The organism is Cupriavidus sp. IK-TO18 (genome assembly GCF_015549295.1).
Taxonomy (GTDB): Bacteria; Pseudomonadota; Gammaproteobacteria; order Burkholderiales; family Burkholderiaceae; genus Cupriavidus; species Cupriavidus oxalaticus_A.
Map to the genome: position 1 here is coordinate 63668 of NZ_JADGMP010000007.1, position 18567 is coordinate 82234.

The window sequence follows — 18567 nt, forward strand, 5'->3', positions numbered from 1 at the left end:
CGGGATTGCTATTGCCCGGCGGTGTCGCCGGGATGAAGCCAGAGCGGATCGCCGATGCGCTGCCCGACCGGCGCCACTGCCTGCACCAGCGTTTCACGCAGCGCGTGGGCCTGGGCCTGGCTGACCTGCATCGCGGTGAACGACAGGCACAGGCCGCGCACATCTCCGGAAAGCGGATCGGCCAGCGTGGTGGCCACGGCGCCAATGCCCGGCATGCCTTCATTCACGGCGATCGCGCTGCGCTCGCGGCTGGCGCTTGCCACGCGCTCGGCCAGTTCGGCCACGGTAGCGGGGCAGCCAGCCGGCGCCTCGGGCAATTTGCGCGCGCCGGAAGTGCCATAGCGTGCGCTGAATTCGGCTTCCGGCAGGCGCGAGAGCAGGACGCGGCCCATCGCGGTGGTGAATGCCGGCCGGCGCGCGCCTGGCGGCGACAGCACTTGCACCGGGTTGCTGCCGTTCAGGCGCTGCAGCACCACGGTGTCGGTGCCGTCGAGCATCGACAGGTAGGCGGTGAAGCCGGTGGAGTCAGACAGCGCGGCCAGGATCGCCCGGCATTGCTCGTCGAACGGATGCGCCTGTGTCGCCGCCTGGGCGGCGCGGATCAGCAGTGTCCCGGGGCGGTAGCGCCGCGTCGATGGCTGCAGCTCCAGCAGCCGGTAGCGCACCATCTGCGCCAGCAGCCGCGAAGCCGAACTCTTGGCCAGGCCGAGTTCGTCAATGACGTCGTTGAACGTGACCTCGTGCCGGCCTTGTTCGAACATGGCCAGCACGCTTTCCACGCCCTCGAGAATGCTCACACCGTCGCTCCGTCTCTTTGGTTTTCCGTTTGGTTCCGTTTTACGGAACCGTGGTTCCGTAAATCGGTTTGGAAATCATAGGACGGCCGAGGCCGGAATACAAGGGGTGCCGGTGGGTTCCGGCGAGAAGACAAAAAAAGGACGCTCGCAAGCGTCCCTTTGTCCCTAAGCAGGTGTATGCGTCAGTGTGCCGCCATCGCGTCCGCCGAACCGCCGCCGCCCTTGGCTGGCCGCGTGAGCCAGACAAAGCCGATCAGCACGAAGAACAGCATCCCCGAGATCCAGAAGATATCGTTGGCGCCCAGCATGGCTGCCTGCTGGCTGATGTTGCGCTCGATCACCCCCACGGCCTGCGCCTGGCTCATGCCCATCTGCGTCAGGTGGCTGAGCTGGCCCTGATAGGCCGGGTTGTACGGGTTCACCTGCTCGACCAGCTGCGCGTGGTGCAGCGCCGTGCGGTTTTCCCATACCGTGGTCGAGATCGAGGCGCCGATGCCGCCGAAGGTAATCCGCACGAAGTTCGACAAGCCCGATGCCGCCGGAATCTTCTCGGCCGGCTGTCCCGACAGGATGATCGACGTCAGCGGGATAAAGAACATCGCCATCGCCGCGCCCTGGATCAGCGTCGGCACCATCAGCGTCCAGGTATCGACCTGCGTGGTGAAGCCCGAACGCATCAGGCTGACGATGCCGAAGGTGATGAACGCGGCCGTTGCGACCCAGCGCGCATCCATCTTCGGCAGGTTGCGCCCGATCACCGGCGACAGCAGGATCGCGAAGATCCCCACCGGCGCCATCACGATGCCGGCATCCGTCGCCGTATAGCCGATGATGGTCTGCAGCCACAGCGGCAGGATTACCAGGTTGCCGAAGAACAGCCCATATGCCACCGAGATGGCGATCACCCCCGAGCTGAAGTTGCGGCCCTTGAACAGGCTGATGTCGACGATCGGATGCTTCTCATAGCTCTCCCATGCCAGGAAGAACAGGAAGCCGACAATGGCGACCAGCGTCAGCACCACGATCTCGGTGGAGTGGAACCAGTCCAGCTCCTTGCCCTTGTCGAGCATCAGCTGCATCGACCCCACCCAGATCACCAGCAGCGCCAGGCCGATGCGGTCGATCGGCAGCACCTTGGTCGGCGTCTCGCGGTCCTTGTAGATGGCCCAGGTGGCGTAGGCGGTGATGATCCCCACCGGCACGTTGATGTAGAAGATCCACGGCCACGTCATGTTGTCGGAGATCCAGCCGCCCAGCAGCGGGCCCATGATGGGCGCCACCAGCGTGGTCATGCCCCACAGCGCCAGCGCCATGGTGCTTTTCGCGGGTGGATAGCTCGACAGCAGCAGCGACTGCGACAGCGGGATCATCGGCCCCGCCACCGCCCCTTGCAGGACCCGCGCGGCCAGCAGCGTTTCCAGGTTGGGCGCGACGCCGCACAGCCACGACGCCAGCACGAACAGCAGGATCGACGTGATGAACAGCCGCACCGCACCGAAGCGCGTGGTCAGCCAGCCGGTCAGCGGCACCGAGATCGCATTGGCCACCGCGAACGAGGTGATGACCCAGGTGCCCTGGTTGGGCGCCACGCCGAGGTCGCCCGAGATTGCCGGGATCGACACGTTGGCGATCGACGAGTCGAGCACGTTCATGAACGTGGCCAGCGACAGCGCGATGGTGCCGATCACCAGCTTGCCGCCGGTCAGCGGCTGCGGCTGCTGCGGCGCCAGCGGCGCGGCAGGCCGCGCCGGCGAGCCGGCGCCGTGCTGCGCGGCGGTGATGGAGTTGGCCATGATCAGGTGCGGGCAGGCTTGGCGTTGGCGTTGTTGGCCGCGCTGGCGCCGTCGGTCCCATTGGTGGCGGGCAGGCTGGCGGCGCGGCCGCCGTTGTTGGCGGTGATGATCTGGGCGATCAGCTGGTCGGCGTCCTGCGCCACCTTGTCATAGACGTCGGTCTGCATCGGCCTGGCCGGCGCGGCGTTGGCCATGGCGGCGCCTTCCTCGCGGCGCACGTCGACCTTCACCGTCATCGACAGGCCCACGCGCAGCGGGTGGTCCTTGAGCTGCTGCGGATCCAGCGCGATACGCACCGGCAGGCGCTGCACCACCTTGATCCAGTTGCCGGTGGCGTTCTGTGCCGGCAGCAGCGAGAAGGCGGAACCGGTACCGGCCGAGAAGCCCGCGACCTTGCCCTTGTACTCGACCTTGGAGCCGTACACGTCAGCCTCCAGCGTCACCGGCTGGCCGATGCGCATATGGGTGATCTGCACTTCCTTGAAGTTGGCGTCGACCCAGACCTGGTCCAGCGGCACCACCGCCATCAGTGGCGCGCCCGCGGCCACGCGCTGGCCCACCTGCACCGAGCGCTTGGCCACGTAGCCGGTCACCGGCGCCGGCATGGTCGAGCGCGCGAACGACAGGTAGGCCGAGCGCAGGTTGGCGGCGGCGCGCTGCACGTTAGGGTGCTTTTCCACGGTGGTCTGGTCGGTCAGCACCTTGTTCGAGGCCAGCTGCTCGCGCGCTGCCAGCAGCGCCGATTCGGCGGCCTTGACCGCCGCCTGCGCGTGCGAGATTTCTTCACTGGAGACCGCGCCCGAGCCGGCGATGGCCTGGCGGCGGCGCAGGTCTTCGCGCGCCTTGGCGACATCGGCCTCGCGCAGCGCCACATTGGCGGCGAGCGAGCCGTTGTTGACGTACAGCGTGCGCACCTCGCGCACGGCCTGCGCCAGCTGCGCCTCGGCCTGTTCCAGCGACACCTGGGTATCGGCGCGGTCCAGCTGGATCAGCGGCTGGCCGGCGGTGACGAGTTGCGTGTCGTCGGCGGCGATCGACACCACCGTACCGGCGACCAGCGGGGTCACCTGCACCACGTTGCCGGCGACGTAGGCATCGTCGGTGGTTTCGAAATGGCGGGCGTACATGCCCCAGTACACGCCGTAGCCGATGCCGGCGACAACGATCGCCGCGGTCAGCGACAGCAGCATGCGCTTGCGCTGGCCGTTGCCGTTGGGGGCCGGGGCTTGCTGGGGATTGCTGGTGCCGGCCGCTTGCTGGTTGTTGCTCATGATGTTCTCTGGTGAATCCTGTCTGCAATCACCGGGTGCGCGGATCAGCCGCGGGCGCCCGCCTGGGTCTTGTCCTGTTGCTGCGCCGTGCCGGCCTGGCTGTGGCCGGCGTGGCTCTCTTCGCCTTCGGCAGGTTCCTGGTAGCCGCCGCCGAGGGCCTTCATCAGGCCCATCTGCAAGTCGAGGCGGCGTGCCTGCAGGTCGGTCGCGAGCCGGCGCTGCTGCAGCACGTTGCTTTCCGCGTTCAGCACGGTCAGCTGCGTGCCCAGGCCCGCCTTGTAGCGCGTGGTCGCCAGTACGTAGGCGTGCTCGGCCAGGTCCAGTGCTTCGCGCTGGCTCTCGATCTGCTTGTCGACGCTGCGGATGCTGGTCATGGTGTCGGCGGTTTCGCGCAGCGCATCGACCAGCGCCTGGTTGTAGTTGGCCACGGCGATGTCATAGCCGGCATACTTGCCCTTCAGGTTGGCGCGCAGCCTGCCGCCCTCGAAGATCGGCAGACGGATGGTCGGGCCGATGCCGAAGGTGCGGCTGATGCCCATCAGCAGATTGGACGGGTCCAGCGCGGCCAGGCCGGCGAACGCTGTCAGGCTGACGTCGGGCAGGAATTCCTTCTTGGCGACATTGATGTCCTTGGATGCCGCTTCGACGCGCCAGCGCGCCGCCACCAGGTCGGGACGGCGGCCAAGCAGGCCGATGGTCAGGTCGTCGGGCAGGGTGGGTGTGGACTGGGCCAGCAGCACCGGCGGCTGGATCTGCAAGCCGCGGTCCGGGCCCTTGCCCAGCAGCGCGGCGAGCTGGTTGCGGGCCAGCGCGATCTCTTCGTCGACGCGCTGCAGGTCGGTCTGCGACGCGGCCACGGTGCCGCGTGCCTGCGTGGTCTCGACCTGCGTGTCCAGGCCGGCGGCCAGCCGCTGGCGCGACAGCTCGGTCAGGTCGCGGCGCTGCGCGATGGCGCGCTCGGCGACGTCGCGCTGGGCATACAGCGCGGCCAGGCGGGCGTAGTTGCGCGCGATCGAGGTCGCCAGGATCAGGCGCGAGGCCTGGCTTTCCGCCTCGGCGGCACGGTCGTCCGACAGCGCGGCTTCGAGCGCGTCGCGGTTCTTGCCCCAGAAGTCGAAGTCATAGGAGAGGCCGACCTGCAGCCGCGACTGGTTCTGCCACGAGCCGGCCAGCGGCGTGCCTTCGAACAGATCCTTCTCGGAGAAGCGCTGGCGGATCAGGCTGCCTTCGAACTCCACGTGCGGATATAGCGCGCTGCGGGTGGCATCGGCCATGGCGCGCGAAGCTTCCACACGCGCAAACGCAGCCTGCAGGCTGGGGTTGTCCTTGACCGCTTCATCAACCAGCGCGCTCAGCTGCGGGTCCTTGAACTGGTCTACCCAGTCCTGCGTGGGCCACTGGCCGTGTTCGCCGGGCAGGGTTTGCGAGCTGGCCATCGCGGCCGGCTCGGCCATGGTCTGCGTGCTGTGCGAATTGCCGAGCGCGGCGCAGCCGGCCAGCACCGCCGCGGCCACGGCGGTCACTGCCAGCATGCCCGCGCGGCGTGCCAGCTGGTGCGGGCGTGCCGACAGGGGGGCTTGTGAAGAGAGTGCTTGTTTCATGGTGTCGCTCCGTGTGCGGAGCCATGCTTTGTGACGGGTGGTGCGGTGTGGTCCGGCGTGCCGGACGGTCTGCCTTGCCGGGTTCCGGCCGGCATGCCGCTAGCCGCTGTTGTTATCGATGACCCGGCGCAGCATGGTCTTCAGCAACTGGAGTTCGTCGGCGGAAAACCCCCTGAAGTGCTGGGAAAGTACTTTGCAGAAGATGGTCGGCAGCAGGTCTGCCAGGGCCTGGCCCTGTTCGGTCAGCAACAGGTCGACAACGCGGCGGTCGTCGTCGCGGCGCTGGCGTTCGACCAGGCCGCGTTTTTCCATGCGGCTCAGCAGACGCGTAACCGAGCCCATGTCGGTGTTCAGTTCGCGCCCCAGGTCTGTGACGGTAGCGGCACGCCCGGTGGCAATCATGATCAGGCAGCTGGCCTGCGCATGCGTGATGTCCAGGCTGCTGACCTCCTGCTCGACGCTATGTGCCAGCGTGTTCTTCGCGCGTTGCAGCAGATAGCCGACGCTGTCGCACATCTGGTACTTGGCGGGATCGAACAGTGTGGTATCTGCTGCCGACGGTCCGGAGGTAGGGTCCTTTGACATCTTTGCCTTTGCAATCTTTGCTGAGGCAAATATATGTTCATGTTTAAGGATGCGCAAGAACGGAAATTCGTTATTTCGTTTTGTGAAATAATATTTGCTAAGGGAGTGACGGTTGAGTCAACGCATCTTGCGCCGCAACATGCTAGAATGTTGGGTTACCTCAGATTCTCCGACCCTCCTTGCGAGGGCCGCTCTTAGCGAGACGCAGCAATGACCCGCGCCATCCGAAACATCGCCATCATCGCCCACGTCGATCATGGCAAGACCACCCTGGTCGACCAGCTCCTGCGCCAGGCAGGCACCTTCCGCGACAACCAGCAAGTCGCCGAGCGGGTGATGGACTCGAACGACCTGGAAAAGGAACGCGGGATCACGATTCTCGCGAAGAACTGTGCCGTCGAATACAACGGCACCCATATCAACATCGTCGACACCCCGGGCCACGCCGACTTCGGCGGTGAAGTGGAGCGCGTGCTGTCGATGGTCGACGGCGTGCTGCTGCTGGTCGACGCGGTCGAGGGCCCGATGCCCCAGACCCGCTTCGTCACGCGCAAGGCGCTGGCGCTGGGCCTGAAGCCGATCGTGGTGGTCAACAAGATCGACCGTCCGGGCGCGCGCCCGGACTGGGTCATCAACCAGACCTTCGACCTGTTCGACAAGCTGGGTGCGACCGATGAGCAGCTCGACTTCCCGGTGATCTACGCATCGGGCCTGAACGGCTTTGCCGGCCTCACCGAAGACGTGCGCGACGGCGACATGAAGCCGCTGTTCGAGACCGTGCTGGACAAGGTGCCGGTGCGTGACGACGACCGGGACGGCCCCCTGCAGCTGCAGATCATTTCGCTGGACTACTCCAGCTACGTCGGCAAGATCGGCGTGGGCCGCATCTCGCGTGGCCGCGCCCGTCCGCTGCAGGACGTGGTGGTCAAGTTCGGCCCGGAAGGCAACCCGATCAAGGGCCGCATCAACCAGGTGCTGAAGTTCCAGGGCCTGGAGCGCGAGATCGTGCCCGAGGCCGAAGCCGGCGACATCGTGCTGATCAACGGCATCGAAGAACTGGGCATCGGCTGCACCGTGTGTGCGCCGGACGCCCAGGACGCGCTGCCGATGCTGAAGGTGGACGAGCCGACGCTGACCATGAACTTCTGCGTCAACACTTCGCCGCTGGCAGGCCGTGAAGGCAAGTTCGTGACCAGCCGCCAGCTGCGCGAGCGCCTTGACCGCGAACTGAAGTCGAACGTGGCGCTGCGCGTGGCCGATACCGGCGACGACACCGTCTTCGAAGTGTCGGGCCGCGGCGAACTGCACCTGACCATCCTGCTGGAAAACATGCGCCGCGAAGGCTACGAACTGGCCGTGTCGCGTCCGCGCGTGGTGTTCAAGGAAATCGACGGCGTCAAGCACGAGCCGTACGAACTGCTGACCGTGGACGTCGAAGACAGCCACCAGGGCGGCGTGATGGAAGAGCTGGGCCGCCGCAAGGGCGAACTGCTCGACATGGCGTCGGACGGCAAGGGCCGTACCCGCCTGGAATACCGCATCCCGGCCCGCGGCCTGATCGGCTTCCAGGGCGAGTTCCTGACGCTGACGCGCGGCACCGGCCTGATCAGCCATATCTTCGACGACTACGCGCCGGTGCGCGAAGGCGGCCTGGGCGAGCGCCACAACGGCGTGCTGATCTCGCAGGACGACGGCGATGCGGTGGCCTACGCGCTGTGGAAGCTGCAGGACCGTGGCCGCATGTTCGTCAAGCCGGGCGATGCGCTGTACGAAGGCATGATCATCGGCATCCACAGCCGCGACAACGACCTGGTGGTCAACCCGATCAAGGGCAAGCAGCTGACCAACGTGCGCGCTTCGGGTACCGATGAAGCCGTGCGCCTGGTGCCGCCGATCCAGATGTCGCTCGAGTACGCGGTGGAATTCATCGCCGACGACGAACTGGTCGAGCTCACGCCGAAGAGCATCCGCCTGCGCAAGCGCCACCTGAAGGAGCATGAGCGCAAGCGTGCCGCACGCGAAGGCGCATAAGCGCTTTCGGTGTCAAAAAAACCGCGCTTTCGAGCGCGGTTTTTTTATTCCCGCCGCGTCACCAGATGCATCTGGCTCCTACGTTCCCGGAAGCACCTCCGTGGCGGACGCACGCGGGCTGCGCCATTCCGGCGGCTTCCACAGGTAGCGCAAATCCCGGTCGCGCCACGCATCCACGAACATGTCGCGCCATTCGTGGAAGGTCAGCGTCAGCGGATTGTGCGTGCGCACCTGCCGCGTGATGCCGTACACCGGCGCCTCCCGCTCGGGGACGAAGGTGCCGAAGAGCCTGTCCCATACCGTCAGCACGCCGGCGTAGTTGCGGTCGATGTACCGCGGGTTCCTGGCGTGATGCACGCGATGGACCGAAGGCGTATTGAACACCGATTCGATCCACGGCCGGCGCCGCCCCAGCCGCGTATGGACGAAGAACTGGAATGCCAGATTCAGGCCCACGGCCAGGATCACCCAGTCCGGCGTGAAGCCGATATACGCCAGCGGAATCCAGAACAGCCACATCCCGGACAGCGGATATGTCAGGCTCTGCCGGAACGCCGTCGAGAAATTCATGCCTTCCGACGAGTGATGCGTCACGTGGGACGCCCATAGCCAGCGCACGCGATGGCTGGCGCGGTGGAACCAGTAGTACAGGAAGTCCTGCAACAGCAGCAACAGCGCGAACGACCACGCCGTCTCCGGGACTGCATGCAATCCATGCCGGTAACACCAGCTATACACCGTCCGGATCATCAGCCAGAGGAAGAAGGCGTCCGAGGCCTGGTGCATTAGCGCGAGCGTCGCATTGGAGACGGTATCGCGCAGGCTGTACACCGACCGGTCGCGGCGTGCCCAGTACCAGGCCTCGCCGGCAATGGCCAACAGGAAGACCGGCGCAAACGCCAGCAGCACGAGTTCGGGATCGAGCGATTCGGTGGTCATCCCGCAAGTGTGCACATTTCATGCGGAATTGCTACGAGGAGTTCCTCCAAACATGCGCGATGACGCGGGTGAGCCGCATCGGGCGTATCCCCGCATTGCTGTACTGATGCGCAGTTGTGTCGCGCATTGGAAGGCAAGTAATCCGGGTTAAGGAACCGTTGTGCGCGCCGTAGATGAGCAGGGGGGGCGGCATGCCACGTCCCCTGGTTTCGCAAACGCCTTCGCCCCGCATTTTTCGCCCTTCTAACCCCGGAGCTTCAATGTTCAAGAACACCACCATCGGAGCCAGATTGTGGTTCCTGACCATCGTTACCAACTTGTTGCTTCTGATTGTCGGTGCCGTCGGTTGGCTCGGCATGTCGCGCAGCAACGATGCCACGCGCCAGATCTATTCGCAGCAGCTGTCGGCAGCGGTGCATCTTGCCGAGGCGCGCTCGAACCAGCTGCTGGTGCGGGTGCTGCTCGACCAGGCCACCTTTGCCACGGACCCCGCCGACGCCAAGGCCCGCGCCGCGACCGCCGAGGGTTTTGCGCGCGATTCCGAGAAAGCATGGAAGGCCTACCTTGCGCTGCAGCGCCCGGCTGATGAGGAGAGAATGGTCGATGATGTCACCGCCAAGCGCGACGCACTGTTCAAGCAAGGTGTGGCACCCATGATCGCCGCGTTGCACGCGGCCGATCGCGATGCCGTGATGAAGTACGTGCTCGAGGAAATCCCCAGGCTCGACATCGCCTTCACCGCGGCCAATGCCGAACTCAACAAGCTGCAGCTGGCCAGCGCGAAGGAGGTCTACGAGGCGTCGCAGCACCGCTATCGCAACCTGTTCACGCTGTCGGTCATGGCACTGGTGCTCGGGCTGGCGTTCAGTACCGTGGTGGCGTGGCGCCTGCGCGGTTCGATCGTGCAGCCCCTCGATGTCGCCATCGCGCGTTTCGACAGGATCGCCGGCGGCGACCTGAGTGTCCAGGCAGCGGACGGCGGTGGCGTGCAGGCCGATGAGTCGGCGCGCAACGAAACCGCGCGCATGCTCGGCATGCTGGGCCGCATGCAATACAGCCTGGTGGCGATGGTGGGTGAAGTGCGCGGTGGTGCCGACGCCATTGCCTCGGCCAGCAAGCAGATCGCCAGCGGCAACGCCGACCTGTCGCAGCGTACCGAGCAACAGGCCGCATCGCTGGAAGAAACCGCATCGAGCATGGAAGAGCTGACCAGTACCGTGCGCCAGAATGCCGACAGCGCGCGTGAGGCGCGCACGCTGGCCACCGACGCCAGCGCGCTGGCAGAGCGGGGCAGCGAGGCGGTGTCGCGCGTGGTCGATACCATGCGTTCGATCGACGGCAGTTCGAGCAAGATCGTGGACATCATCGACGTGATCGAGAAGATCGCGTTCCAGACCAATATCCTGGCGCTCAATGCCGCCGTCGAAGCGGCGCGCGCCGGCGAGCACGGCCGCGGCTTCGCGGTGGTGGCGGGCGACGTGCGCGACCTGGCGCAGCGCTGCGCCGGCGCATCGAAGGAAATCCGCACGCTGATCGGCGCTTCGGTGGCGAACGTGCGCGAAGGAACGGGACTGGTCGACGATGCCGGCCGCGCCATGGAGGACATCGTCCACGCCGTGCGGCGCGTGAGCGGCATCATCGGCGATATCAGCGCGGCGTCGGACGAACAGTCGCACGGCATCGAGCAGGTCAACGTGGCGGTGTCGCAGATGGACAGCATGACCCAGCAGAACGCGGCGCTGGTCGAGCAGGCCGCCGCCGCGGCCGCTTCGCTGGAAGACCAGGCGCAGCGCCTGACGGCGCTGGTGGCGACGTTCAGGCTGGCCTGAACGCGGCCGCCGGCGGCGCACGCGCATGGCCCTTGCATGCGCCGCAAGCCGCCCACGGGGTACGCCTGCCGGTGCGACTGGCGTAAAATCGCCAGTTGCATTGGAGGAGCAAGACATGACTGAATTCGTCACGACCGAAGTCCACGGTGGCATCGGATACCTGACGCTGAATCGTCCGCAGGCGCTCAACGCACTGTCGCTGGACATGATCCGCGCCATGACCCAGGCGCTGCAGGCGTGGGCTTCGGCGCCCGAAGTGGTGGCGGTGGTGGTTGCCGGTGCCGGCGGCAAGGCATTCTGCGCTGGCGGCGATATCCGCTACTTCCACAAGGCGGCGCATGAAGGCGATCCGCTGCTCGACCAGTTCTTTGTCGAGGAATACGCGCTCAATTTCCTGATCCACCGCTACGCCAAGCCTTATATCGCGCTGATGGACGGCGTGGTGATGGGTGGCGGCATGGGTATTTCGCAAGGGGCCCGGCTGCGCCTGGTCACCGAGCGCACCAGGATGGCCATGCCCGAGACCAATATCGGCCTGTTCCCCGATGTCGGCGGCGGCTGGTTCCTGGCACGCACGCCGGGCCATATCGGCGAATACCTGGGGCTGACCGGCACCGCGATCAGCGCGGCCGATGCGCTGTACGCAGGCCTGGCCGATGCCTACCTGCCGGGCAACCGGCTGGCCGAGCTGGTCGCTTCGCTGCGCGCGCAGCAGTTTGCCAGCGGCGAGGCCGTCGTCGCGCATATCGATGGCTTCACCGCACCGCACCGCGCAGACTGCCTGCCTGCGCAAAGCACGCTGGCTGGCCTGTCCGCACAGATCGACGCATTGTTCTCCGGCAATACCGCGCAGGACATCCTGGCGGCCGTCAGCGATGCGCCGGGCGACTGGGCCGCGCAGACCGCTGCCATGCTGCGCAGCCGCTCGCCGCTGATGCTGTGCGTGTCGCTGGAGCAGATCCGGCGCGCGCGCGGCATGTCGCTCGAAGATGAGCTGCGCATGGAACTTGACATGATGTACTACGTGTTCCGCAATGGCGACGGCGTCGAAGGCATCCGCGCCCTGGCGATCGACAAGGACCACAAGCCGCGCTGGCAGCATGCCCGGCTGGATGAGGTTGGCCGCGAGACGATCCAGTCGTTCTTCGACAGCCCGTGGCGTACGGAAGACCATCCGCTGGCCGCGCTGGGCAAGGGCGCCTGACCGCCCGTTCACATGGCCGGGCGGCCGTGCGCGCCGCTCGCTTCGCGGCGGACCAGTCGCGACTCGGGTAGAGTGGTGGCTGGACCGGCGCGGCTAGCCATGCCAGCCATGGCGCCCGCACCGTCCGCTTCAAGTGTCCACACAGACAAGGGAGCCGTGATGAGTAATCCTCGTGATGTCGTTGTACTGGTGGGAAGCCTGCGCAAGGAGTCGTATAACCGCAAGCTGGCCAAGGCGCTGATCGCGCAGGCGCCGGCACAACTCAAGCTGGAGATCGTCGAGATCGGCGACCTGCAGCTCTACAACCAGGACCTGGACGACAAGCCGCCGCAGACCTGGGTCGCATTCCGCGACCGTGTGCGTCGCGCCGATGCGGTGCTGTTCGTCACGCCCGAGTACAACCGCTCGGTCCCCGCACCGTTGAAGAACGCCATCGACGTGGGCTCGCGCCCCTATGGCAGCAGCGTCTGGGACGGCAAGCCCGGCGCCATCATCAGTGCCTCGCCGGGTGCCGTCGGCGGGTTTGGCGCAAATCATCACCTGCGGCAGTCGATGGTTTTCCTCAATGTTCCGGTCCTGCAGCAGCCCGAGGCCTATATCAGCGGTGTCGACAAACTGCTCGACGAGCAGGGCGGCATTGCCAACGAATCCACGCGGGGGTTCCTCGACAAGTTCCTGACCGCGTTCGCCACGTGGATCGACAAGACTGCTGCCACACGATGAGCCCCTGGGCCCGGCCGCGTCCGGGCATTACTGATCGTTCATGGTCAGGATCGTCGAGTAGATTCAGATTTCGCCGCGCCGGCTGCGACCTTCGTTGCAGCCTGGTCGTGGCGGCCTGCGTCTCAGGCGAAAGATCTGCCAGGGTGGTAAACTCGTGCGCCTCCCGAAAAGCCGCAATACTGCTGCGGCTGCATTGTGCGACGCCTCCGCCGCACGGGAATCGCCTCCACCGGGCGTTGTTGATATCTGCGAGTAGCATGAGGATTGGTCGCGCCGATCCGTTCCAAGATGACCCATTTTCAAGGTAAACCTGCCGCGGCAAGTCCGCGCCGCGTCTCCGTGGCGCCGATGATGGACTGGACTGACCGCCATTGCCGCACCTTCCATCGCCAGCTCAGCCGCCATACCTGGCTGTACACCGAGATGGTGACCACCGGTGCGCTGCTGCATGGCGACGTGCCGCGCCACCTGGATTTCGATGCGGCCGAGCAGCCTGTCGCGCTGCAACTTGGCGGGAGCGAGCCGGCAGACCTGGCCGCGGCGGCGAAGTTGGGCGAGCAATGGGGCTACAAGGAGATCAACCTGAATTGCGGCTGCCCGTCCGAACGCGTGCAGCGCGGCGCTTTCGGCGCCTGCCTGATGGCGGAGCCCGAACTGGTTGCCGATTGCGTGAAGGCGATGCGCGATGCGGTCAGCATCCCGGTGACGGTAAAGCATCGCATCGGCATCGATACCATCGAGCACTACGATTTCGTGCGGGATTTTGTCGGCATGGTCGCGGAGGCGGGCTGCGACACATTTATCGTCCATGCGCGCAATGCCATCCTGAAAGGCCTGAGTCCAAAGGAAAACCGCGAGATCCCGCCGCTGCGCTATGAAGTGGCATACCAGCTGAAACAGGAATTTCCGCAGCTGGAGATCCTGATCAATGGCGGCATCGCCACCTATGACGAGATGGCTCGGCACCTGCAGCACGTCGATGGCGTGATGATTGGCCGCGAGGCCTACCACCAGCCCTATCTGCTGGCGGAAGTGGACGTACGCTTCTATGGCGACGCCGAGGCGGCAGTGCGATCGCGGCTGGATGTAGAACTATCGATGCAGGGTTACATCGGCGACATGGTCGAGCGCGGCGGGTACATGGGCGCCGCTACTCGGCATATGCTGGGGCTGTACCGCGGCGTTGCGGGAGGACGAGGCTGGCGCCGCGTGCTGTCCGATGCAAAGCGCATGCATGCCGCGCGCACTCGCGCCGATGTGGATGCACTGTTTGCAGAGGCGCGTACACACCTGTGTCCCCTGGCGTCACAGCCGCTGGCGGCATAGGGCGAGTCGCGCTGAGCGATCGAGCACCGGCCTGCTTTTGGGCGCTTGAATCGCTGCTCTAACACCGAATCGCCAAACTGTGCATGCCTCCCGGGAGCGTAGCGCACGCGACACTTGCAATGTCCGATCGCCCCGGAACTGGCGCCCGCAAAGGGATTCCCCTAATTCGCCGAGGCAGGGCACTTTTTTACACTGTGCCTGCCCTCGAATACAGGGCTTTCTTCAACTGATTATTCGGCCCGCTTCGGCGGGCTTTTTTTCGTCGGCGCGTCCGGCGCTCTTCGTTTACCCGAATGGTGCAATCCCCGGATGACAGTTACATTGCAACGGCCTTCAGGGCATTTGAGATCGCTAAAGTTAAGAGTCCGCGCTGCGGACTCTTTTTTTGGCCTTCTGCGGCCTTTTGCGATCGCGCCAGTCGAGCCGGTTTGACCGGACTGCATGAAAAAGAGTTCCATCGGTCATGCCGGCAGCGCTGGATCTATCGCGAAGTACGGCTGATGCCCACGTCCAGCGTTCCGTAGGCCGTAATTCCCGACTCCTGTCCATCGGCTCCGCCGGCCGCACAGCCCCCCAGGGCCGCGACCATCCCCAGCAGCAGCAAGACTCCCGCCAGACGTCCAAGCATCGTTGGCATGCTCCTTCCCCGCAATTCATCCTGAAGATGGTTGGGCCACTGCCAGTGCGCCAGGTTCCAGCGAATCATTGCAATAGCGAACCCCCGATGGGGCGGGCCGCCTGAGGGGAAGATCGAGGGGGGTCAATATCCCTCGGAGCAGAGTATCGCTGTGCGCACGACCGGCAAGAACCCTGCAGAGGTGGGGCTGTGCACGCCAAATCGCCTGTGGATTGGTGACTTACCGCAAAGGCCTCTCGCTGCCGCGCTCCGCGCCCATGTCTGGCGCCCTGGCCCGCGTGCTACGATTCTTCGCATCGCCACGGGCGAACGGACGGCAGCAAGCGTGGACAAAGGGAACGCAAACAACGAAGAGTCATTCGGCGAAGTGTTTGAGGACTTCAGGCTGGTCTGGGTCGCCGAACAACTGCAGGATGGCAAATGGACGGCGCGCTACTGCTGGCACCACGGCACCTCGGCAGCCGCGGCCAGGGCATTGCAGGAAGCCGTCCTCAACGGAAAGTCGCGCCGGTTGCTGGGCCACTTCGACACCGAGGCGGAGACCATTGCTGCAATCAAGGAGGCAGTGCTGCTGGAGGCCAAGTGGCAGCCGCGCAAGGCGTGATGCAAGCCCCCGAAAAAAATTTGTGCGGGATACTAGCCATCTCGGAAAAGTGTTTGTATAATCTTGGTTTTCGTCGATCAGCGCTTCGCTGATGACCTCTACGGTGGCTGTAGCTCAGTTGGTAGAGTCCAGGATTGTGATTCCTGTCGTCGTGGGTTCGAGTCCCATCAGCCACCCCAAAATTCTCTTTCGCATCAAGGTCTTACGGGTTTCCCAACCGTTTCGTGATGCGGAATTTCCCACGGAGTTGGGAATTTTCCCACGGCGCCTGATTGGCGCCGTTGTCGTTTCCAGCGTTACATCGTGCATGCGGCAACGAAGTGCTTGCCGAGGACCGTTGGCAATATGCGCTTAAAGTTCTCGCCCCCGCCCCACGTTGATGCCGTCTGAATGCAGCCAAGCCTTTTCAGATTGGCGAGCCCCAAGACAACGAGCTCGCTCGGATTCTTGTCTTTAACCTGGGCAGGCTCTTCTTCTTTCTCGTTGCCCGCGATAGCGCGGTCAGGTAGCTCGGCCGTCCAGATGCCGTTGTGCTGGATGCTGTCAAATGGGAAACCATAAATCTTGTCGAGCAGGGCAGCTTCGAAGGGCGTGATTTCCTCAAGGATTGCGATGTAGCTGCGACTCAAGTCAACGCTCTTCGCTGGATTTGCGGCGTTCACCAAAAGTGCTGCCCACTTATCTTGAAGGGAATCATCATCCTCGAGTGCGGCAGCTTCGAGATAGGGGATGGCCAGCTTGAGGGGGATGGGCTTGAGAGTCAGTATGCCGGCTTGCTGCCACATGGCTTCCGCTTTCTGAATCAGCTTGATCTGGCCGACATATCGGAAGTACTGGAATCTGTCCCTGATAATTCCCGCAACTTCCTCCGTCGGTACGAACTTCCCAATGAAGCTTGCCAGGTCGCGTACACCATCGACCGTTTTGCCGGCGACCTTGGAAACCTCCTGTACTGCCTTCGCGCTCTCTTCGATGTCGGACACACCTTGCTCCTTCCAGTAGGGGGTCACCAGTCTAACTTGGTCGCGCGGGCATCACTCGGTTGCTGAGGCTCGCTTGACCTTGCGCCTGTCGTAGTGACGATGTGTGGTAGACGGGTTGGCGTGCGCGGCAAAGTCGTAGGCGTCCGCCGACCGCTGCTCGAGCTTGGTCGTGATCGCGGCCGGGCGGATGTCGAGCATTGAGAAGTACGCCTTATGCTCGGCAATCGAATATCCGGATGTCCAGGCGCCCGCGCTCCCGTCCTTCCGCCTCGCGGCGGATTGCGCCCGCTCGTCGCGCAGCGCCTTTGCTGCCTCGGCGTCAAACGTCGAGATCCACTCCCACATGGCGTCTTGCCAGACTGACCCCCAGCCGCTCTTGCTGTACGGCTGGCCTTTGCGGTTCGGGAACAGGTATAGGCTCTTGACGACCACCTTTTTCGTTGAAGTCTCGGCCGCGGTCTGCTTTGCCCTCTCGACAACCGCGCGCAGGCGAGGGGACCAATCACGCACCTTGATGACTTCGGCCTCGCCCTTCTTGCGCTTGGCGCCGACCACGCGCACGCCGTCATCCGATAGCCCCGACAGGTGGAATGGGCGGACCTCGGCGGCGCGGAAGCCGGTCAGATAGGTGAACATCGCCGCGCAGCCCATGGTCCGATAGGCCTGCCCTTGGCGCAATGCCCACAGGTAGAAGCGCACCACCTGGCTACGCGTGACTACGCGGACGTCCTTGTCGGCCTTGTTGAGCATCATTCCGACGAAGGGGTTTGCCTCCATCAGCCCCCAGCGGACGCCATAGTTGCAGATCGTCGACATCTGGGACAACTCCTTGTTGGCCTTGATTGGCGCACCGGTCTTGGCCCGCGCATCGAGGTACTGATAGCCGTGCACGGTCTTTAGAGCTGCCGGCGCCATCTTGCCGAAGAACTTCGCCAGGTTCTCGAATGCGCTGTCTCTGACCGCCTTGCCCGCCTTGGACTGGTCGCGATAATGCGTTTGGTCAACCTCAGTCCTGAAGCGATCAATCAGGTCGGCCACAGACCCGGCGATGATCTGGCCGGCCTGAATGTCCAGGGCTTTCCGCTTGGCAATGCGTTCCGCCTCCGCGATCGCCTTTCGATCGCCAAGCGGGGCAGAAGCCACGGTCTCGCTCTTGCCGCCAGGGTGCTTGTAGTAGAACGAGACCTTCTTCGCGCCGATGTACTTGACCAGCCGATCAATGCCAGTGGCTTCTTTACGCAAACGCTGCGAGGTTCGGCGCGTCGTCATACTTCGCTTGCCCCTTGGATTCTTCGATCCCGAGTTTTCGGTTGTAGTACGCCCTGGCTACCTTGGGTAGGCCGTTCTTGTCCATGACGTAGCGCCAACGCTCCCGGTCTAGCCATTTGACCATTTCGTGACGCTGGTTCTGCTTGCAACCGACCAGGTCGGCCAGTTGCGCCGTTGATAGGAAGTCGCTCACCCCGTGCTCCAATCCGCCAGGCCCGGCGGGTCAATTCGATGATTCGTTGTCCTTGCTTCTGCATTACAGGCTATAACTTGTAAGTCGACGATACAGGACACAGCCTGTTCCGTTCGAACGCTCAGGGCCGGTTGTCCGTCTGGCAGTGTTTGCAGGGGGCGGCATAGCGCACCCGCTCATTCATGAATCTGCCGCAGCCGGCGCAGTTGATGACCTCGCGCCAGGGCTTCTCGGGTTTGCGCAGCACGATGCCGGTACCAGCCAGCGCCTCGTTGCGGTTGATGTATTGCATGTCGACCGCCGGTCGGGTCTTGGCGTCGATGTACGCCTTAGGCCAGGGGATGTCGGTGGCGCGGGCCTGGTGCTTGGCCACGGCTTCCTCTTTCGAGTAGACCGCGGCCTTGCGTACGTCCGTGGTATAGCCGGCTCCGTTGGGGCACCACCACATCACGCCGTTGCCGACGTAGGTGCGGCTGTCCTGCAGGTAGTAGAGATCATCCATTGCTCGCTTCCCCCTCGCGATGTTGGGGCGCAGCGGAACGCCGTTCGCTAAAGTTGCACCCCGCAGTGCCGATACAGATGCCATGAACAGCAAATCTCTCAATGAGCAAGCCCGCGTGGCAACCGACGCCGACATCTACGATCTCAGCAAGGAACTTCAACGAATCGAGAATGCGATATTCCTGAAGCAGTTCGATTCCAAGGCGGCCGAGATGCTTGCCGAAGGCAAGATCACCCAGGCAGAGTTCGACTCGATCACGAAAGACGATTAGTCGGTAAAT

General features: G+C 64.4%; 17 protein-coding genes and 1 tRNA gene. 8 read left to right on the forward strand and 10 right to left on the reverse strand.

Annotation, left to right across the window (positions count from 1 at the left end; translation table 11 throughout):
- Positions 1–8 precede the first annotated feature (8 nt).
- The 5 genes from IPF36_RS05490 to IPF36_RS05510 form a co-directional block, all read right to left on the reverse strand.
- Positions 9–797, reverse strand: a complete 789-nt coding sequence (locus IPF36_RS05490; RefSeq protein WP_133096483.1) for an IclR family transcriptional regulator — start codon at positions 795–797, stop codon at positions 9–11.
- A gap of 182 nt (positions 798–979) precedes the next feature.
- Complete coding sequence (locus IPF36_RS05495; protein ID WP_255519689.1) at positions 980–2590, reverse strand: DHA2 family efflux MFS transporter permease subunit; 1611 nt, start codon at positions 2588–2590, stop codon at positions 980–982.
- A 2-nt stretch (positions 2591–2592) separates the two neighbouring features.
- Entirely contained in the window at positions 2593–3861 is a 1269-nt protein-coding gene (locus tag IPF36_RS05500) for an HlyD family efflux transporter periplasmic adaptor subunit (protein WP_195427501.1), read from the reverse strand.
- Positions 3862–3905: 44 nt separating this feature from the next.
- Positions 3906–5462 (reverse strand): AdeC/AdeK/OprM family multidrug efflux complex outer membrane factor, encoded by a 1557-nt coding sequence (locus IPF36_RS05505; protein WP_133096480.1) that lies wholly within the window; start codon positions 5460–5462, stop codon positions 3906–3908.
- A 99-nt stretch (positions 5463–5561) separates the two neighbouring features.
- On the reverse strand, positions 5562–6047 hold the full coding sequence (locus IPF36_RS05510; protein ID WP_195427502.1) for a MarR family winged helix-turn-helix transcriptional regulator: 486 nt from the start codon (positions 6045–6047) through the stop codon (positions 5562–5564).
- A 210-nt stretch (positions 6048–6257) separates the two neighbouring features.
- Between IPF36_RS05510 and typA the strand changes: the two genes are divergently transcribed.
- Positions 6258–8078 (forward strand): translational GTPase TypA, encoded by a 1821-nt coding sequence (gene typA / locus IPF36_RS05515; RefSeq protein WP_133096478.1) that lies wholly within the window; start codon positions 6258–6260, stop codon positions 8076–8078.
- Positions 8079–8156: 78 nt separating this feature from the next.
- On the opposite strand, the gene IPF36_RS05520 is transcribed toward typA, so the two are convergent.
- Positions 8157–9017, reverse strand: coding sequence for a sterol desaturase family protein (locus IPF36_RS05520; RefSeq protein ID WP_195427503.1), 861 nt, complete (start codon positions 9015–9017; stop codon positions 8157–8159).
- A 260-nt stretch (positions 9018–9277) separates the two neighbouring features.
- On the opposite strand from IPF36_RS05520, the gene IPF36_RS05525 reads away from it, so the two are divergent.
- From IPF36_RS05525 to IPF36_RS05550, 6 genes are all read left to right on the forward strand, one after another.
- The gene (locus IPF36_RS05525) at positions 9278–10846 is read left to right on the forward strand and encodes a methyl-accepting chemotaxis protein (RefSeq protein WP_135705479.1); all 1569 of its coding nucleotides are present in this window, start codon (positions 9278–9280) and stop codon (positions 10844–10846) included.
- Positions 10847–10961: 115 nt separating this feature from the next.
- Positions 10962–12050 (forward strand): enoyl-CoA hydratase/isomerase family protein, encoded by a 1089-nt coding sequence (locus IPF36_RS05530; protein WP_195427504.1) that lies wholly within the window; start codon positions 10962–10964, stop codon positions 12048–12050.
- Positions 12051–12209: 159 nt separating this feature from the next.
- Positions 12210–12773 (forward strand): NADPH-dependent FMN reductase, encoded by a 564-nt coding sequence (locus tag IPF36_RS05535; RefSeq protein ID WP_133096474.1) that lies wholly within the window; start codon positions 12210–12212, stop codon positions 12771–12773.
- A 288-nt stretch (positions 12774–13061) separates the two neighbouring features.
- The gene (gene dusA, locus IPF36_RS05540) at positions 13062–14099 is read left to right on the forward strand and encodes a tRNA dihydrouridine(20/20a) synthase DusA (protein ID WP_195427505.1); all 1038 of its coding nucleotides are present in this window, start codon (positions 13062–13064) and stop codon (positions 14097–14099) included.
- A 962-nt stretch (positions 14100–15061) separates the two neighbouring features.
- On the forward strand, positions 15062–15340 hold the full coding sequence (locus IPF36_RS05545; RefSeq protein WP_195427693.1) for a hypothetical protein: 279 nt from the start codon (positions 15062–15064) through the stop codon (positions 15338–15340).
- 103 nt (positions 15341–15443) lie between these two features.
- Positions 15444–15519: transfer RNA gene (locus tag IPF36_RS05550), tRNA-His, on the forward strand.
- A 117-nt stretch (positions 15520–15636) separates the two neighbouring features.
- On the opposite strand, the gene IPF36_RS05555 is transcribed toward IPF36_RS05550, so the two are convergent.
- The 4 genes from IPF36_RS05555 to IPF36_RS05570 form a co-directional block, all read right to left on the reverse strand.
- Positions 15637–16323, reverse strand: coding sequence for an Abi-alpha family protein (locus IPF36_RS05555; RefSeq protein ID WP_195427506.1), 687 nt, complete (start codon positions 16321–16323; stop codon positions 15637–15639).
- Between the two features lie 51 nt (positions 16324–16374).
- The gene (locus IPF36_RS05560; RefSeq protein WP_195427507.1) at positions 16375–17592 is read right to left on the reverse strand and encodes a hypothetical protein; all 1218 of its coding nucleotides are present in this window, start codon (positions 17590–17592) and stop codon (positions 16375–16377) included.
- Positions 17558–17785 (reverse strand): DUF4224 domain-containing protein, encoded by a 228-nt coding sequence (locus IPF36_RS05565; protein ID WP_195427508.1) that lies wholly within the window; start codon positions 17783–17785, stop codon positions 17558–17560. Before IPF36_RS05565 ends, IPF36_RS05560 begins: the two co-directional genes overlap by 35 nt.
- Positions 17786–17906: 121 nt before the next feature.
- The gene (locus IPF36_RS05570; protein WP_195427509.1) at positions 17907–18287 is read right to left on the reverse strand and encodes a hypothetical protein; all 381 of its coding nucleotides are present in this window, start codon (positions 18285–18287) and stop codon (positions 17907–17909) included.
- Positions 18288–18369: 82 nt separating this feature from the next.
- On the opposite strand from IPF36_RS05570, the gene IPF36_RS05575 reads away from it, so the two are divergent.
- Positions 18370–18558, forward strand: coding sequence for a hypothetical protein (locus tag IPF36_RS05575; protein ID WP_195427510.1), 189 nt, complete (start codon positions 18370–18372; stop codon positions 18556–18558).
- The last annotated feature ends 9 nt before the right edge of the window (positions 18559–18567 follow it).

Bases quoted from the DNA above. Each gene is read 5' to 3' on its own strand.
- IPF36_RS05495 (WP_255519689.1), bottom strand. From the start codon at position 2,590: ATGGCCAACTCCATCACCGCCGCGCAGCACGGCGCCGGCTCGCCGGCG.
- IPF36_RS05500 (WP_195427501.1), bottom strand. From the start codon at position 3,861: ATGAGCAACAACCAGCAAGCGGCCGGCACCAGCAATCCCCAGCAAGCC.
- IPF36_RS05505 (WP_133096480.1), bottom strand. From the start codon at position 5,462: ATGAAACAAGCACTCTCTTCACAAGCCCCCCTGTCGGCACGCCCGCAC.
- IPF36_RS05510 (WP_195427502.1), bottom strand. From the start codon at position 6,047: ATGTCAAAGGACCCTACCTCCGGACCGTCGGCAGCAGATACCACACTG.
- typA (WP_133096478.1), top strand. From the start codon at position 6,258: ATGACCCGCGCCATCCGAAACATCGCCATCATCGCCCACGTCGATCAT.
- IPF36_RS05520 (WP_195427503.1), bottom strand. From the start codon at position 9,017: ATGACCACCGAATCGCTCGATCCCGAACTCGTGCTGCTGGCGTTTGCG.
- IPF36_RS05525 (WP_135705479.1), top strand. From the start codon at position 9,278: ATGTTCAAGAACACCACCATCGGAGCCAGATTGTGGTTCCTGACCATC.
- IPF36_RS05530 (WP_195427504.1), top strand. From the start codon at position 10,962: ATGACTGAATTCGTCACGACCGAAGTCCACGGTGGCATCGGATACCTG.
- IPF36_RS05535 (WP_133096474.1), top strand. From the start codon at position 12,210: ATGAGTAATCCTCGTGATGTCGTTGTACTGGTGGGAAGCCTGCGCAAG.
- dusA (WP_195427505.1), top strand. From the start codon at position 13,062: ATGACCCATTTTCAAGGTAAACCTGCCGCGGCAAGTCCGCGCCGCGTC.
- IPF36_RS05560 (WP_195427507.1), bottom strand. From the start codon at position 17,592: ATGACGACGCGCCGAACCTCGCAGCGTTTGCGTAAAGAAGCCACTGGC.
- IPF36_RS05570 (WP_195427509.1), bottom strand. From the start codon at position 18,287: ATGGATGATCTCTACTACCTGCAGGACAGCCGCACCTACGTCGGCAAC.
- IPF36_RS05575 (WP_195427510.1), top strand. From the start codon at position 18,370: ATGAACAGCAAATCTCTCAATGAGCAAGCCCGCGTGGCAACCGACGCC.